Genomic DNA, 15,498 nt, shown 5'->3' with positions numbered 1-15,498 from the left:
GGCCCGCGGACCGGTTTCGGCGTAAAACTGCTCCAAAAGTGGGGGCGAGGGGTCAGGCGACGGAGGAGGCGCCCTGCTCGGCCCGGGCCGTCGTGGCGCGGATTGCGGCGATGACCTGCTCGGGGGAGTCGCCCATCGGCACGTGGCCGCAGTCCTTGAGGGTCACGAACTCGACGCCCTTCATGCGCTTGGCGGCCAGCTTGGCCTGCGACTTGTGGAGAATCTTGTCCTTGTCGCCCCACGCGATGGTGATCGGGACGAGGCACGAGCCGCGGAAGGACTCGGGCGAGGTGAACCCCAGCGGGAAGCACCGCAGGAAGTAGCGCCAGAAGCCCGCGCCCTTCTTCATCGCGAGGGCGTCGCCGTAGACGCGCTCGGGCGAGTAGCGGCCGGGGCGGTGGTAGAGCGTGAAGCCGATCAGGAATCGGCCCAGGGTCAGCTTCGAGGCAGCCTTGAGGACGGGGGCGGGCAGGTACGAGCCGAGCTTGAGCGGCAGCAGGGTCACCGTGGCGTGCAGGAGGCTCCACGGGCGGAAGAACCCGGCGGGGGACAGGCCAGTCGCCGAGGCCACGTCGCCGCGCTGTGCCAACGCGATCGACAGCAGGCCACCGAGCGAGTTGCCGGCGACGTGCGGCTTGTCGATGCCCCACAGCGCGAAGTTCTCGGTGATGGCGGCCGCGACGTTCTCGGCGCTGTAGCCGACACCGGCGGGCAGTGGAGGCGAGTCGCCCAGTCCGGGCAGGTCGGCGGCGATGACGTCGTAGTGACGGGCGAGCTCGTCGAGGACGGGTTCGAAGGCGGCGTGCCGGTGGCCGATGCCATGGAGCAGGACGAGTGGGTCGCCCTGCCCGCGACGCGTGAATGCCAGTTCGCTCAGCATCGGACTCCCGGGGATCGGCACACCGTCTTCGAACGATGTGACACTTGGCATGTCACATGGCAGCATGCCACAGCGCGGGCGGTCTTGTGAATGGCGCGACCAAGTCCGGGGCGGCAGGGACCGACGCGTATCCGAGGGATGCTTGCGACCTTGACAGTCTTACTGTCAGAATGGGCCGCGTGAGCCAGGCCACAGGACCCCTTGTCGGGGTGCGAGTCGTCGAAATGGTGGGAATCGGTCCGGGACCGTTCGCGGCCATGCTGCTGGCCGATCTCGGAGCCGACGTGATCCGGATCGACCGACCGGGCGGCAACGCCCTGCAGGTCGCCCCGCCCGAGCGCGACGTCCTGGGCCGCAACCGGCCCAGTGTCGCGATCGACCTCAAGGCGCCCGGCGGCGTGGACGTCGTGCTCGACCTCGTCGAGCGGGCCGACATCTTCATCGAGGGCTTCCGGCCCGGCGTCATGGAGCGGCTGGGCCTGGGCCCCGACGTCGTCATGGAGCGCAACCCGGAGCTGGTCTACGGGCGGATGACGGGATGGGGCCAGAGCGGCCCGCTGGCCGACCGGGCCGGCCACGACATCAACTACATCTCGGTCGCGGGCGGCCTCGGTCCGATCGGTCGGGCCGAGGGCCCGCCGCAGGTGCCGCTGAACCTGCTCGGCGACTTCGCGGGCGGCTCGATGTACCTCGTCACCGGCGTGCTCGCCGCGCTGACCCACGCGCGCCAGTCGGGCCAGGGTCAGGTCGTCGACGCCGCGATCACCGACGGCGTCGCGCACCTGCTCTCGATGGTCGTGAGCATGCAGCAGTCCGGAGCCTGGTCCCCGCGCCGCGGCTCGAACCTGCTCGACACGGGCGTCCCGTTCTACGACGTCTACGAGACCTCCGACGGCCAGTGGATGAGCGTCGGCGGCCTCGAGCCACAGTTCTGGTACGCGATGCAGGAGGTCTTCGCCTCCGTCGGCCTCGGCGAGCTGCCCGACCGCAACGACCCGAAGAACTGGCCCGAGCTGCGCGAGACGCTGCGGACCTGGTTCCTCACGCGCACCCAGGCCGAGTGGGTCGTTCTCTTCGAGTCCACCGACTCGTGCGTCGCGCCGGTGATGAGCGTCGACGAGGCGTACGAGCACCCGCACAACGTCGCGCGGGGCACGTACGTGTCCGAGTTCGGCATCACCCAGCCCGCTCCGGCGCCGCGGTTCTCCGCGACGGAGCCGAACATCCACCGCGCGCCCGACAAGCCCGGTGCCAGTACCCGCGAGGCCCTCACCGCATGGGGCATCGAGAACGTCGACGACCTGATCGCGAACAAAGTCGCGATCCAGCAGGAGGACTGAATGCAGCGCACGCTGTTCGACCAAGAGCACGACTCGTTCCGCGAGACGGTGCGAACCTTCCTCGAGAAGGAGGTCGTCCCGCACCACGAGCAGTGGGAGCACGACGGCATCGTCCCCCGTGAGGTGTGGACGCGGGCCGGCGAGCTGGGTCTCCTCGGCTTCATGATGCCCGAGGAGTTCGGCGGCGGAGGCGTCTCGGACTTCCGTTACAACGCCGTGCTGCAGGAGGAGCTGACTCGCGTCGGCGCCAGCGGCGTCGGCTTCGCCCTGCACACCGACCTGGTCTCGGCGTACCTGATCAGCTACGCCACGGACGAGCAGAAGCAGCGCTGGCTGCCGAAGTTCGTCTCGGGCGAGATGATCACCGCGATCGCGATGACCGAGCCGGGCACGGGCTCGGACCTGCAGGGCATCAAGACGACCGCGGTGCGCGAGGGCGACCACTACGTCGTCAACGGCTCCAAGACGTTCATCAGCAACGGCATCAACGCCGATCTCGTCATCGTGGCGTGCAAGACCGATCCCGACGCCGGCGCGATGGGCGTCTCGCTGATCGTGGTCGAGCGCGGCATGGAGGGCTTCGAGCGCGGTCGCAATCTCGACAAGATGGGTCTCAAGGCCCAGGACACGGCCGAGCTGTTCTTCGACAACGTCCGCGTCCCGGTCGAGAACCTGTTGGGCACCGAGGGCCACGGCTTCATCCACCTCATGGAGAAGCTGCCGCAGGAGCGCCTGACGATCTCGGTCGTCGCCGCGGCCGCCTGCCGGACGATGATCGACATGACGCTCGAGTACGTGAAGAGCCGCAAGGCGTTCGGCAAGCCGATCGGGTCGTTCCAGAACACGCGCTTCACGCTGGCCGAGCTCGAGACCGAGCAGCGCATCGCGCAGGTCTTCGTCGACCGCAGCATCGAGGAGCTCAACGCCGGCACGCTCACGATCGAGGACGCCGCGGCGGGCAAGTGGTGGACCACCGAGCTGCAGAAGAAGACCGCGGACGCGTGCGTGCAGATGCACGGCGGCTACGGCTACATGAGCGAGTACCCGATCAGCAAGGCGTACCTGGACACCCGCATCCAGACGATCTACGGCGGCACGACCGAGATCATGAAGGAGATCGTCGGCCGCTCCCTCGGCATCTGACGCGCGAAGCTCTATCGTGACCTCATGGGGGCACGCACGAGCTTCCCGATCCTGACCACGCGAGACCTCGGCCGTCTCGAGTCCTTCTATGCCGGCGCCTTCGGTGCCGAGCGGACCTACGCCTTCACGGCCGGGGACCGGGACGTCTACGTCGCACTGCGCATCGGCGACTCAGAGCTCGGCATCGCCCTCGACGAGGATCTGCGCACCGAGCCGGTCGGCGTCGCGCTGTGGATCTACGTGGACGACGTCGACACCTCCTACAGAGGTGCCGTCGAGGCCGGCGCGACCAGCATCGCCGAGCCCGACCTCATGCCGTGGGGCGAGCGCGTCGCCCAGGTGCGCGATCCCGGCGGCTTCGTCGTGCACCTGGGCGCTGAGCCGAGCTGAGCTCAGCGCAGCAGTTCCACCGCCGTCGGCGCCGCGACCGCGAGGCGTCCGTCAGTGGCGAGATCTAGGTTTGCCGCGTGAGTTGGGAAGGCGTACACGGCGGGCACGTGTACGTCGATGAGTCGACAGCCGGGGACTACTTGGTCATCTGTGTCGCGATGAGAACGGGCGAGGTGGTTCGAGCGCGTGCTGTCATCCGCGATCCTCGCGATCCCCTTCCGTGCCACGATCTATCGGGCCCGAGAGGGCGATGGAGCGATGGACTCGAGGCGGCGATGCTTGATGCGTCTGGCATCGGACGCCTGCGGTGCCCGGATCTCGCGAGTGGTGCTGGACAGGATCGACTCGGTCGTCGAGCGGGATCGGTCGTGGATCATGGCGGGTACGCGGTCGGCCGGCCATCAGCACCCGCTGTTCAGTTATCACCACCAGCGCCGTTATGAAGAGCCGTTGCTGTGGATCGCTGACGCCCTGGGATGTGCTTGGGCTCGCGGCGGCGAGATGAAAACCATGGTGCGGCGCCACGTGGACGTGGTCGATGTCTAGGGAAACGCAAAGTCCGACACCGCGGTCGTCCGGCCGGGTATCGGGCTCACTTCTCGGGAGGTAATGCTCCGTCGCGCTTCGAAGGCTACCCGAAACCACCGACACGAGTCATGAGGTCGCGGGTGCCGCAGGGCGGCGTTTCCCAGTCGGCGTCGAGAAGGCTCGCCACATCTGCAGTCGTGAACGACCTGCCGGCAGACAGGACGGGAAGTCCGCTCACGCAGTCCGTCTGGATCGCAGCGGGGGCGTCGGCAGTCATGAGCCGATCGTAGGCGGTGTGCGTTGGTGCTCACTTCGTCGCGAACTGTCCATCTCGCAGTCGGGCGCCGTGGTCAGATGCGCTGATGTCCGAGGAATCAGGTTCGACGTAGGCTCAACGGGTGCAACCAGTTCGAGCCCTGGGCCGGTGGGCCCGTCGCGCCTCCCTGATCGCTGCGGTCCTCGGTGGTGCGGCCCTCGCGTGGTCGAAGGTGAGCCCTCGTCCGGGTGTCCACCTCGTCAACCTGCTCTTCTCGCTCACCGACACGGGTGAGGTCAAGGGCATGTCGGCGTCGGGTGTGAAGGGACGGATGGACCTCGCCTACGGCAGCGGCCCGGACGAGCTGCTCGACGTGTGGTCACCCGCCGACGCCACCGAGCCGCTGCCCGCGGTGCTGTGGGTGCACGGAGGGGGCTGGGTCGGCGGCGGCAAGTCGCAGCCGGCGCCGTACCTGCGACTGCTCGCCCAGCACGGCTACGTTGCGGTCGGCATGGACTACTCACTGGCACCGGGCCACCGGTTCCCGGTCCCGGTGCGCCAGGCGAGCCAGGCGCTCACGTGGCTGCAGGCGCACGCCGACGAGTTGGGCATCGACCCGAGCCGGATCGTGCTGGCGGGCGACTCCGCGGGAGCGCACGTCGCGGCGCAGGTCGCGCTGGTCGCCACCGATCCGCAGTACGGCGAGCTGATCGGGATCGCGCCGGTGCTCGACACCGATCAGCTGCGCGGGGTGCTGTTGCACTGCGGCCCGTACGACCCGCCGGCCTCGATGAGCGCGACCGGGTTCGGCGGCTGGTTGGTGCGCACCCTGGGCTGGGCGTACCTGGGCACGAAGGACTTCACCGATCCGCGCGTCGAGCAGGCCTCGATCGTGGAGCACGCGACAGCGGCGTTCCCGCCGGCCCTGCTGAGCTGGGGCGACGACGATCCCCTGAGCGCGCAGGGTCGTGCGCTGGCCGACCGTCTGGGCGAACTGGGTGTCGAGCACGAGGCGCACTGCTTCCCTGGGCTGAACCACGAGTTCCAGTTCGACCTGACGCGCCCCGAGGCCCGCAGGGTCCTCGACGCGACCGTCGACTTCCTGGCCCGCGTCACCCACCGCTGATCAGGCTGGAAACCGGAAGGGAAAACCTGAGTTCAACTCAGCCTCACAAATCTCCTCAAACCTCGTCATACTCTCCATCCTCCGTGGTCTCATGTGTAGCGGCGCACTCCGCGCTGCAGGGGAGAGTGATGCAGATGGCGTCCTGGTGGCAGGCTTCGAGTCCAGACGTGGTCGCCGCGCCGGGTGTCGAGTTCATCCCGGGCTCGGTGCGCGACCCGCGGTTCCTCGACCGTGAGCAGGTCCTGCCCGGTCCCGGCGGTCGCCTGCTGTGGGGGCGCCTGGCCGAGGTGCTGGCCGCGCTCGGCGACATCACCCCGATCAGCCTGTACGAGACGACCGCCGACGACATCACCGCGATCAGCGGCCCGTCGGTGCACTGCTACTTCCGCCGCGACGCCGAGGCACTGGTGGAGTCGGTCGACCCCGACGGCTGGCGCCGGTTCACCTTCGTGCCGGAGGCGCTCGTGGTCTCGCGCCTGGTCATGGCGATCGCGACGATCACGCCGAGCGCCCCGAGTCACCTCGTCGCCTGCACGCTGGCCGACGGCCGCGACGGCGTCCTGCTCTCGGACGGGATGGACGTCCTGCTGGGCGACCTCCCCGCCGACCGCGGGTCCGTCCGCGCCGCTGTCCGGCTGAGCCCCGAGGACGTCCAGCTGCTGCTGCTGGCGCGCGTGCGCATCCCCGCCGTGGCGTGAGTCAGTCGCGACCGTAGAGGTCGCGCGTGTAGACCTTCTCGCTGACGTCCGCGAGCTTCTCGGTCCTGCGGTTGGCGACGATCACGTCGGCGCGCTGCTTGAAGTCGTCGAGATCGGTCACGACCTCGGAGTTGAAGAACGAGCCCTCGGCGAACGTGGGCTCATAGACGATGACCTCCACGCCCTTCGCCTTGAGCCGCTTCATGATCCCCTGGACGGACGACTCGCGGTAGTTGTCCGATCCGGCCTTCATGATGAGCCGGTAGATGCCCACGACCTTCGGGTCCAGCGCGAGGATGTCCGTCGCGATGAAGTCCTTGCGGGTCGTGTTGGAGTCGACGATCGCGCTGATCAGGTTCTGCGGGACGTCCGAGTAGTTGGCCTGCAGTTGCTTGGTGTCCTTGGGCAGGCAGTAGCCGCCGTAGCCGAAGCTGGGGTTGTTGTAGTGCGTGCCGATGCGCGGGTCCAGTCCGACGCCCTCGATGACCTGGGCTGCGTCGATCCCCTTCAGGGCCGCGTAGGTGTCGAGCTCGTTGAAGTAGGCAACCCGCATCGCCAGGTACGTGTTGGCGAACAGCTTGATGGCCTCGGCCGCGGTCGAGCTGGTCAGCAGGACCGGAACGTCCTGCGCTTCAGCGCCCTCGGCGAGGAGGCCGGCGAACGTGCGGCCGACCTCTGCCTCGTCACCGACGACGATGCGTGACGGGTGCAGGTTGTCGTGGAGCGCGCGTCCCTCGCGCAGGAACTCCGGCGAGAACATGATCGAGGCGCCGGGGTGAGTCGCCCGGAGGCCTTCGGTGAACCCCACGGGGACGGTCGACTTGATGACGATGTTCGCGTCCGGGTTGACCGAGAGCGCGATCTCGACCACCGACTCGACCGACGAGGTGTTGAAGTAGTTCGAGACGGGGTCGTAGTCCGTCGGCGTCGCGACGACGACGTAGTCGGCATCCGCGTAGGCGGCCTTCGCGTCGAGGGTCGCGGTCAGCGACAGCGTCCGTGAGGCGAGGTACTCCTCGAGCTCCGCGTCTTCGATCGGCGAGGTGCGGGCGTTGACCAGGTCGACCTTGGCCTGGTCGATGTCGACGAGGTGCACGTCGTGGTGCTGCGCGAGCACCACGGCGTTGGAGAGTCCGACGTAACCGCTACCCGCGACACCGATCTTCATGGGGCAAGGGTAGGGGACGAGAATGCCCGATCCGGCCGAGAACGGCTCCGAAATCGATGGTCATCCTGTCGGCCATCACCGAGGACGTCATGCTGATGTCCGCGCGTCTCTCGGTCTGCCGGTCGGCCACATGACGTCGGGCCCCGGTCGTCTCCGCAGACCTCCACGGGGCGCAACGAGTTCGCCGCGGGATCTGCCCCCGGGTATCGTGCCCGGTGCCTGCACCACGAGTCCCATTCGATCGGAGAGGGTGTGTCCGACAAGCGTCGCGAGGACGGTGAGAGCCCGACCCCCGTCCTGGTCGTCGTGCCGTGGCTGGAGGGCGGAGGCGCCCAAGCGGTCCTGGAGGAGCTCATCCACCGCGCCTCCCCGACTCCCATCCGGCTCGTCGTGCTGTTCGGCGGGTGTCGAGATCACGAGCACGTCCTCGAGGCTGCCGACAGCTACGAGGAGTTCGACCTTCCGCGCACGGCTCGCGGTGTGCTCGCGGCTGCTTGGCGAATCCGAGAGGAAGTGCGCAGGAGCTCACGCGTCTTCTCGTTGATCCGCGGCAGCCACGTCGTCCTGGGGATGTCCTGCTCCCGGTTGCTTCGAGACCGGGAGTTCGCTGCGAGTTTCCACCAGCTGCCCAGCACCGATCGGGCCGGGCTTCGCGGCCGCGTCGAGGACATGTTCTGCCGGCGTGCTATCCAGCAGGCGGACCTCGTCACCACCCCGGCGCCACGAGCGCGAGACGAGCTGGTTCAGTTCGGCTTCTGTTCGCCCGAGCAGGCGCGCTTCGATCCCAACCCACTCGCCAGCACGTTCAGCGCGACCGCACCACCGCGGCCCGTGTCGCGTGAGCGCCTCAAGCTCGTGTTCGTCGGGAGACTCGCGGAGCAGAAGGGCGTGGACCTGCTCCAGACTCTTCTGGAGCAGGTCGATGTCCCGCTCGACCTCGATGTCTACGGAACCGGAGAGCTCGAGCACGTGGTGCGAGCCCTGGAAGCATGGGACCACCCCCAGGTTCGCGTCAACTACAGGGGACGTTCAACGGACATGGTGTCGGTGTACGACGACGCCGACGCGGTCCTGCTGCCCAGCCGGTGGGAGCTGAATCCCATGGTCGTGTGGGAGGCGTGGGCGCGTGGTCGCCCGGTGGTCGCCTCCAGCATCGACGTGCACCGGGACCTGGCTGCACAGGGACCACTGTGGTTGTTCGATGACGGATCGCAGTTGGCGCGCGTCCTGCGAGCACTGACAGACGTGACGTGCCGGGAGGCGGCGTTCGGCGAAGGGATCTCCGTGACACGCGATTCGACGAATGAGACGGCGGTCGAGCGGTTCATCAGAACCGGTCCCAGCGCAGTGGAAGGTCTCTCGTGACGGGCGTGACGGTCGGTGTCGTCGTGTACGACACCGACCCTCGACTCCTGGAGCGATGCTTCGCTTCCATCCGCGCCGAGCAGGAGATCATCGGCTGCGACATCGAGATCATCGTGGTCGACAACTCCTCCTCGGAGCCGTTGAGGTCCACCTTCGAGGGCGTCACTGACCGATGGATCCCGGCGGCGAACGATGGCTTCGCGGTTGCGGCGAACCGCTGTGTCGCCGAAGCGTCGAACGAGTACGTGCTGCTGCTCAACCCGGACGCCGCGCTCGCGCCTCGAGCACTGGGTGAACTGGTGCGTCTGCACGAGCCGGGCACCGTGCTGTGTGGTTGGTTGGTGACGCCGAACCAGGGGCTGCAGATCGATGCCTTGATGTTCTGGTGGAGCTCGACCCACCGCCTGTTGAGGAGATCGCGCGAGAAGCGTCGACTCCTGCGGGAGTCCGGCGATCGCGAGATCGTCGACGTGAGCAAGGTCAGTGGGGGTGCGACCTTCGGATTGAGGAGCGAGCTTCTCCAGCATGGTCCGTACGACGAGGACTTCTTCCTGTACGGCGAGGATGCAGACTTCTCGTACCGGTTCAGGTCTGCAGGAGGCCGTCTGGGTGCGGTGCCCTCGGCACGGATCGAGCACGAGGCAGCGTCGTCCCAGGAGAGTCACTCGCGACTGGTCGAGGACGCCCGCGTGGACGCCGCGATCCGCCTGACGGCGAAGCACCTGCCCGTTGCGCTGGACTATCTCGCGCGGCTGGATCTGCTTCTCGTCACTCTCGCGGGGGTGCTCGTTCCGGGCAGGACGAGTTCGAGACTCCGCTCGACGCGACTGGGACGACTCAGCCAGCTGCGGAAGTGGGGATGGCGGCGCCACGTGAAGCCCCATCGACCGTCGACGGTGCGGTCTCACTGAGCTCGCGGCTGCCACGGCACGCCCAGAGCGCGCCCGCGACGAACGCAAGAGGCGTCGTGTAGAAGGTGTCGAAGAAGAGCGATGACAACAGAAGAATGGACAGCGACGCGGCAGCCGCTCGCTCCATCTGCGAACTCCGGCGGGAGAACACAGTTCGAAACGTCATGAACGCGACGACGAGACACACCGCCACCCCGAGCACGCCGAAGTCCCACAGGACCGTCACGAACATGTTGTCGACCGTCGAGATGCCATTGCTGATGGTGCCGTCCTGAAGCCTCGTCTGCAGTGAGCGCGCGCCGTGACCCAGGACCTTGTCGGGTGCCGTTTCTAGCGTCCAGTACTCCAGGAAATCCAGAGCACGCAGTCGATTCGAGAACGAGATCGTCTCGCGGAGCTCCCCGAATTCGAGAACCCGCCCGAAGGCCGACGAGGGGACGACAGCGCTGATCGCGACACCGCCCGCGAGGAGGAAGGAGAGCGTCGAGACCGTTCTTGGACTGATCGACCCGCGTCGCACGACAGACACTACGGTCAGCATGAAGAGACCGATCACCAGCAGGAGCAGCGCGGACCTCGTTCCGGCGAGGAGAGCCCCGCCCAGGCCCAGGACGATCGCGGCGCCTCGGAGCATGAACGCGCGTCCGCCGGACCACGTCATGGCATAGAACAGTCCGAGAACCGCGACAGACACCTGGAACACAGCTGCTGGAACGGGTTGGCCGATGAACCCTCGAGCACGAAGCCCCGCCGTGATGACGGTGCTGTGGCGCGGCGGCCCGAACACCTGGTGAACGAGGTAGGCGCCGGTCAGGGCGTCCAGCACGAGAGTCACCATGAGGGCGACGGAAAGCAGCCCGAGGGTCTTGATGGCGCGTTCGACACCGATGACGCCGACGACGCCGATGCCCGCGACGATCGGCGCGACGGTCTGCAGATTGCTGAGGAACTGCTCGGATGATCCGGCTGCGGTGAGAGACAGCGCCACGAGAGCCACGAGTGCCGGATAGGCGGCTCGGCGCCAACCCGGATGTGAGACGCCGCGGATCGCCGCAACCGCCACGAGCGCGACGCCGACGAGAATCGACACCTGCAGTAGCAGCGCGAACCGCGGGTGGAGCACCGTGTAATTGCCCGGAATCGCGAGCGTGCCGATCGCCGCGGCGGCAGCGATCATCGTGAGGACTCGACTCCGCGACGAGGCAGCGGCATGCTCAGCGCGCATTTCTCGCCTCCCACGAAGACGCGATGAACCGCGGCGTGCGCCACGCGAACATGGCCGAGGAGGCGCCCAGCACCAATGACCAGCCCATGACGAACAGAGTCACAGAGTGCGTCGCGGCTGCCACAAGATAGACACCGAACGTGAGTACGCCGAGCGGAATCATGTAGAGCAGCTCGTAACGGGGACTTCCGAGCGCGGAGACCGTGTTGACGCCGGGAATGGTCCAACAGTGAATCGCGTGGCCGAGGCAGACGGGTATCGCGATCAAGACCGCGAGACCCAGGGACGAGGTGCCATCTCCCCAGAGGCTGATGCACGCGACCACGGCAACGGCGCCCACCGCGCCAAGGATCGACAGCGCCATCGTTCCGCGCAGAAGAGTCCGGTACAGGTCGGTCACCGCATCGCGTGTCCTCAGTCGGCTCACTTCGGAGACGGTTCCGGCAGACAACGCCAGAAGCGCGATCTTGGGCATCATTCCCACGCGCGCCGCCACGTCGTAGGCGACGACGAAGCTCGGTGAAGCGGCCACGAGTCCAAGAGCCCACCGATCGAGCTGCGTGACCGTCAGGCCGAGCACCGCGGTCGCAGACTTCGCGCGAAAGAAACGTCCGATCAGGACCATCACTTGGTTGTCCTGCACCACGCCAGGGACCAGATGTCGACACTCGGTGACGAGTCCGACGAACGTCTGCACGACCCCACCGGCGAAGAGTCCGATCCCGAGCGAATGCAACCCGGCACCCGATTCGAGGGCAACCAACGTCGCGATGGCCTGGGTCGCCGATCCGAGCACGAGGATCAGGGCGCGGGCTGAGAATCGGTCGCCGCCGAGTGCTGACGCCGCGAAGAGCGACCCGACACTTCGCAACACTGATCCGGCCGTGACCCATGCCAAGGTCACCACGAACTCGCCAGTGAGGGAATCGGAGATGTCGGCCGCTCGTGCGTAGGCCGGCCACAGGATCAGCGCGACGAGTCCGAGGCCGATGGGGACTGCAACAGAAAGGAGGGTCAGGGCGGAGAACGCGCGACGGGTCAACGAAGACTCGCTCGCGAGTTTTGTCGCCAGTACTGGAGCGCCGAAGTCGAACACCAGGAAGACGGTGAAGAGAACCGAGGCGAGCGCCCACACCTGATACGTCGAGGCGTTGAGATAGCCAAGACCGAGCAGGGGCGTGAACGATGCCAGCCCGGTGGCGAACACCGCAGGCAGGCCTCCCAGCAGGAGCCGTCCGCTCAGCCTCCCGGTGAAGGTGTCGGCCATCCTCACGACCCCCGTCCCCGGGTTGCCACCTCGCGGATCGAGCGTGTCAACGCGCCGCGGGCGACACGTAGGCGAGGAATGCTGGCCTCGATCTGCTTCCAGAAGGGGTGCGGGCCGGCAGCGATCTCGAGCGCCTGTCCCATGACGACGTCCGGGTTGAAGCGCCACGCATGGTGGACGTACTCGGCGACGCCCAGGTCCTCATAGGCCCCCCACCCCTTGCGCTCATAGCTGAGATGCACCGACGGGATCCCGGCGAGAATGGACTCCAGGGCCCCGTGCATGCGCACGGAAATGGTCACGTCAGGATGATCCGCGCTCGCGAGAGCCTCCTGCAGGGTGCGGTGCGGGCCGGGCCGGCCGAGAGCCTCGTAGAAGGAAGGGTCGTCGTTGCCCCGCCCAGCACTCTGGACGAGAAGCTCGACGCCGGGAAGCGATGCCAGCTGACGGACCTTGTCGACGTAGCCGTGCCGGTCCGGAAGGCTCCGGGCAACGAGGCCGATGCGCGCGGGCCGGGATAGGGTCCGCCCGTCAGGAGGTGAACCCGACCAGCGATCGGCGATCGCCATGACAGCCAGGTCGGGGGCCCGCACAGCCGGGAATCCGTGCTCCAGGCACTCGGCGAGCGAGCGGTCGTCGCGCACGTAGACCCGCTCTGCGCGGGTGAGGCGCTCGAAGGACGTGTGCAGGCCCTTGGGCGGCAACGGCCCGATGCTCTGCGGGAGATAGATGTAGGGAGGTGCATCCCCCCGGGGTGCCTGACTCGCCTGCGAGATGAGCGATTTGAGCGCGGCCACCGGCGTGTTCGCCCGGAGGTATCCGCCCCCGACCGCAAGGACGAGATCGGCGTCGCGGAGGAGGTCACGAACCGCGGGATGGGGAAGGCCCGTGAGGAAGACGCGTGCGACCCGATGCCACGGCATGTCCTCGGACGGCCCCGCGACCGGGTTGAGCGCATGAGGGTACTCAGGAAACGACGAAGGAGCCATGGCGATCAGGTTCAGCTCCGCGTCCGGAAACGCTTCCAGCGCCAGCCGTGCGGACTCATCGACGAGCAGGCCGTCCCCGGAGTTGGTGCGGCTGTACGCGTTCGCGATGACGATTCTGGGGACTCGGTTCACGATGGCGTGCCCATCGGCCCGTAGGCCACCTCGAGGCCCTGGCGCTGACGCTCAGCTGAGTGGGCGACCAGGAACTCCTTCCACGGCACGCTCGAACGCTGGTCCTCGGGCTCTGCGAGCTGCCGCGCAATGAGCGCGACGGCCTCTTCGGGATCACTGAACAGGCTGTCCCGTGGGACCGAGAGCGCGTAGGGGAGGTCGCGAACAGCGAGGGGAACGCCCGAATCGACGGCGTCGAGGATCGAGACGGGGAAGCCCTCCCACAGAGCGCAGTGGACGTAGACGCTTGCGCGCGCCAGCCTGTCGCGTGCTTCCTCACGTGGGAGCCATCCCGTGACGCTCACTTCAGCGTCGGCGAACGCCCGGTCCCAAGCAGGATCGGTGTTGCCGATCCACTCGAACCGTGCGTCGGACCGCGGGTGCTCGCGGCGGAACCTCCGGGCGATCTCGAGGAAATAGGCAGGATCCTTCTGCGGAGAGAGGCGCCCGCTCGCGGCGACGACCGGGGGGTTCTCCGGAAGCACCCGGTCCAGTGGCGAGACGATGCTCGGGACATGCACCGCATGAGTCTTGAAGCCCAGGTCCTCGGCGAGCTCTGACTCGTGCTTCGAACACGCCGCGACGACAGACGTGTTGAGGCTGAGCCCCTTCTCGATGAGTCGCACCGCCCCTCGGACTCCCGCGCTGAGGTCGAGTCGTTCGAACGCGTAGCAGTGGGGAGTGAAGACGATCCGCGCTCGGCGGCGTGACACCGCCAGTCGCCCGTAGACGCCGGCGAACGAGGAGTGCAGATGGATGACCTGAGGTCGATGACGGGACCGGAATCGCGCGATCTGCAGGATCCGCGAGACGTGGCCCGTGCGCATGGGCTCAGCGGCGATGAAGCGCTCGAGCCAAGCGGGTTCGATCGGCGACTCGGCCCGCTCGGCGTAGACGAGCAGGTGGTCGTACTCGGGCATGCGGTCCGCGTACTGGGCGATGGCGGCTCCCACGCCTGCCGAGAACGATTCCGCGACGTGCAGAACGCGAGGCCTCTCGGGAGTCCTTCCGGTCGCATCCCGCGGCACTGTCACTCCCCTCGGTCGAGACTGTCACGAGTACGAAGGGGTCAACGACGAATCTGTTCTTGCCCCCCAGAACGTGCGCTTCTGAGGATACGGGTCGCGGGGCGGCAGCCGGGGACTGGATACACGTCCCGGACACGAGTCAGCTGCGCCGCCGGACCGTCTCGCGCTTCTGCTCATCCACCGCCTGCTCGTACGCCGTGACCAATGCCTGGATCGTCAACGGCTTGAAGCGCTCGATCATCGCCGTGATGATCTCGGGTGGCTGGCCCGAGGACTTCAGGTGCGGCCACACCTGATTGCGGAACAGCTCCGTCAACTCATCTGCCAAGGCTGTCCCGTGAGCGAGGATCAGCTTCCGCGCCCCGTGCGCTGCATCGATGGGCAGCTCGGCATCCAGGAATCCCATCCCCACCGCCAGGTGCGCAGGCGCGAGACGGAAGACGTCCTCGTCGGGTGTCGGCTCGATGACGCCCAGCGCGATGAGCAGCTCGAGGTCGTCGTCGGAGAGCTCCCGGCCGGCGCGCTTCTCGAGTGCGCCTCGCTCGACGGTCTCGGGCAGCTCCGGCATCCACGGCGCCAGCAGGGTCCGATGCAGTGCGACCTGCTCCGGGCTCGCGTCGGCCGGGATCTTCTCGAGGTAGCCCTCGATCGCCTGCAGCGTGAACCCGTGGGACTGCAGTTCGCGCACGAGCTCCAGCCGGGCCAGATGGTCACGCCCGTAGTACCCGTTGCGACCCTCGCGGCGCGGCGGCGGGATCAGGCCGCGGCCCGCATAGAAGCGGACGGTGCGCACGGACATGCCGACACGCTCCGCGAGTTGCTCGATGCCGATCGATTCGGCGGGCTCGTTCACAAGCCGAGACTAGTCCGGAGGCGATCGGCTGGTGCCCGCGCAGGCGCGTCTCCTTGACGTCAACCATGACCTTTGACGCGGTGTCGGTGGCAGGGGACAGTCTTTCGACACTCGGCGCCTGAGCCGACGTCTCTCGGGAAATGTGATCGAACGAAGGGAA

At 67.6% G+C, this 15,498-nt stretch carries 15 protein-coding genes; 8 read left to right on the top strand and 7 right to left on the bottom strand.

What is annotated here, in order from left to right; genetic code table 11:
• Window positions 1-52 precede the first annotated feature (52 nt).
• Window positions 53-880, bottom strand: a complete 828-nt coding sequence (locus tag RT323_RS04165; protein ID WP_313405263.1) for an alpha/beta hydrolase — start codon at window positions 878-880, stop codon at window positions 53-55.
• A 209-nt stretch (window positions 881-1,089) separates the two neighbouring features.
• Between RT323_RS04165 and RT323_RS04160 the strand changes: the two genes are divergently transcribed.
• The 6 genes from RT323_RS04160 to RT323_RS04135 all read left to right on the top strand — a co-directional run bounded on the left by RT323_RS04160 (window position 1,090) and on the right by RT323_RS04135 (window position 6,361).
• Entirely contained in the window at window positions 1,090-2,220 is a 1,131-nt protein-coding gene (locus RT323_RS04160; protein WP_313405261.1) for a CaiB/BaiF CoA-transferase family protein, read from the top strand.
• Entirely contained in the window at window positions 2,221-3,363 is a 1,143-nt protein-coding gene (locus RT323_RS04155) for an acyl-CoA dehydrogenase family protein (RefSeq protein ID WP_313405259.1), read from the top strand.
• A 24-nt stretch (window positions 3,364-3,387) separates the two neighbouring features.
• Window positions 3,388-3,753, top strand: a complete 366-nt coding sequence (locus RT323_RS04150) for a VOC family protein (protein WP_313405257.1) — start codon at window positions 3,388-3,390, stop codon at window positions 3,751-3,753.
• A gap of 282 nt (window positions 3,754-4,035) precedes the next feature.
• Complete coding sequence (locus tag RT323_RS04145) at window positions 4,036-4,299, top strand: hypothetical protein (RefSeq protein WP_313405253.1); 264 nt, start codon at window positions 4,036-4,038, stop codon at window positions 4,297-4,299.
• Window positions 4,300-4,679: 380 nt separating this feature from the next.
• Window positions 4,680-5,663 (top strand): alpha/beta hydrolase, encoded by a 984-nt coding sequence (locus RT323_RS04140; protein WP_313405251.1) that lies wholly within the window; start codon window positions 4,680-4,682, stop codon window positions 5,661-5,663.
• 134 nt (window positions 5,664-5,797) lie between these two features.
• The gene (locus RT323_RS04135) at window positions 5,798-6,361 is read left to right on the top strand and encodes a hypothetical protein (RefSeq protein WP_313405250.1); all 564 of its coding nucleotides are present in this window, start codon (window positions 5,798-5,800) and stop codon (window positions 6,359-6,361) included.
• 1 nt (window position 6,362) lies between these two features.
• On the opposite strand, the gene RT323_RS04130 is transcribed toward RT323_RS04135, so the two are convergent.
• Complete coding sequence (locus RT323_RS04130) at window positions 6,363-7,529, bottom strand: nucleotide sugar dehydrogenase (RefSeq protein WP_313405248.1); 1,167 nt, start codon at window positions 7,527-7,529, stop codon at window positions 6,363-6,365.
• A gap of 252 nt (window positions 7,530-7,781) precedes the next feature.
• Here RT323_RS04130 and RT323_RS04125 point away from each other — a divergent pair, with 252 nt between their 5' ends.
• On the top strand, window positions 7,782-8,894 hold the full coding sequence (locus RT323_RS04125; RefSeq protein ID WP_313405247.1) for a glycosyltransferase family 4 protein: 1,113 nt from the start codon (window positions 7,782-7,784) through the stop codon (window positions 8,892-8,894).
• The gene (locus RT323_RS04120; RefSeq protein WP_313405246.1) at window positions 8,891-9,805 is read left to right on the top strand and encodes a glycosyltransferase; all 915 of its coding nucleotides are present in this window, start codon (window positions 8,891-8,893) and stop codon (window positions 9,803-9,805) included. Before RT323_RS04125 ends, RT323_RS04120 begins: the two co-directional genes overlap by 4 nt.
• Here RT323_RS04120 and RT323_RS04115 read toward each other — a convergent pair.
• From RT323_RS04115 to RT323_RS04095, 5 genes are all read right to left on the bottom strand, one after another.
• The gene (locus RT323_RS04115) at window positions 9,732-10,982 is read right to left on the bottom strand and encodes a hypothetical protein (RefSeq protein WP_313405244.1); all 1,251 of its coding nucleotides are present in this window, start codon (window positions 10,980-10,982) and stop codon (window positions 9,732-9,734) included. The genes RT323_RS04120 and RT323_RS04115 overlap by 74 nt on opposite strands.
• A gap of 37 nt (window positions 10,983-11,019) precedes the next feature.
• Window positions 11,020-12,297 (bottom strand): hypothetical protein, encoded by a 1,278-nt coding sequence (locus tag RT323_RS04110; RefSeq protein WP_313405242.1) that lies wholly within the window; start codon window positions 12,295-12,297, stop codon window positions 11,020-11,022.
• A 2-nt stretch (window positions 12,298-12,299) separates the two neighbouring features.
• Window positions 12,300-13,418 carry a polysaccharide pyruvyl transferase family protein gene (locus RT323_RS04105; RefSeq protein WP_313405241.1) on the bottom strand — a complete coding sequence of 373 codons (1,119 nt, stop codon included), beginning with the start codon at window positions 13,416-13,418 and terminating at the stop codon, window positions 12,300-12,302.
• The gene (locus RT323_RS04100; RefSeq protein WP_313405240.1) at window positions 13,415-14,410 is read right to left on the bottom strand and encodes a glycosyltransferase; all 996 of its coding nucleotides are present in this window, start codon (window positions 14,408-14,410) and stop codon (window positions 13,415-13,417) included. The genes RT323_RS04105 and RT323_RS04100 overlap by 4 nt, the downstream gene beginning before the upstream one ends.
• Window positions 14,411-14,624: 214 nt before the next feature.
• On the bottom strand, window positions 14,625-15,338 hold the full coding sequence (locus RT323_RS04095) for a MerR family transcriptional regulator (protein WP_313405238.1): 714 nt from the start codon (window positions 15,336-15,338) through the stop codon (window positions 14,625-14,627).
• Between the last annotated feature and the right edge of the window lie 160 nt (window positions 15,339-15,498).

The sequence above is a fragment of the Aeromicrobium sp. genome, from assembly GCF_032084975.1.
Taxonomy (GTDB): Bacteria; Actinomycetota; Actinomycetes; order Propionibacteriales; family Nocardioidaceae; genus Aeromicrobium.
Note: the sequence above shows the minus strand (reverse complement) of the source record. Positions and strands in the feature narration are given on the sequence as shown.

Coding starts and splice junctions, on each gene's coding strand:
- RT323_RS04135 (WP_313405250.1), top strand. CDS start 5,798: ATGGCGTCCTGGTGGCAGGCTTCGAGTCCAGACGTGGTCGCCGCGCCG.
- RT323_RS04155 (WP_313405259.1), top strand. CDS start 2,221: ATGCAGCGCACGCTGTTCGACCAAGAGCACGACTCGTTCCGCGAGACG.
- RT323_RS04165 (WP_313405263.1), bottom strand. CDS start 880: ATGCTGAGCGAACTGGCATTCACGCGTCGCGGGCAGGGCGACCCACTC.
- RT323_RS04130 (WP_313405248.1), bottom strand. CDS start 7,529: ATGAAGATCGGTGTCGCGGGTAGCGGTTACGTCGGACTCTCCAACGCC.
- RT323_RS04150 (WP_313405257.1), top strand. CDS start 3,388: ATGGGGGCACGCACGAGCTTCCCGATCCTGACCACGCGAGACCTCGGC.
- RT323_RS04110 (WP_313405242.1), bottom strand. CDS start 12,297: ATGGCCGACACCTTCACCGGGAGGCTGAGCGGACGGCTCCTGCTGGGA.
- RT323_RS04115 (WP_313405244.1), bottom strand. CDS start 10,982: ATGATCGCTGCCGCCGCGGCGATCGGCACGCTCGCGATTCCGGGCAAT.
- RT323_RS04145 (WP_313405253.1), top strand. CDS start 4,036: ATGCGTCTGGCATCGGACGCCTGCGGTGCCCGGATCTCGCGAGTGGTG.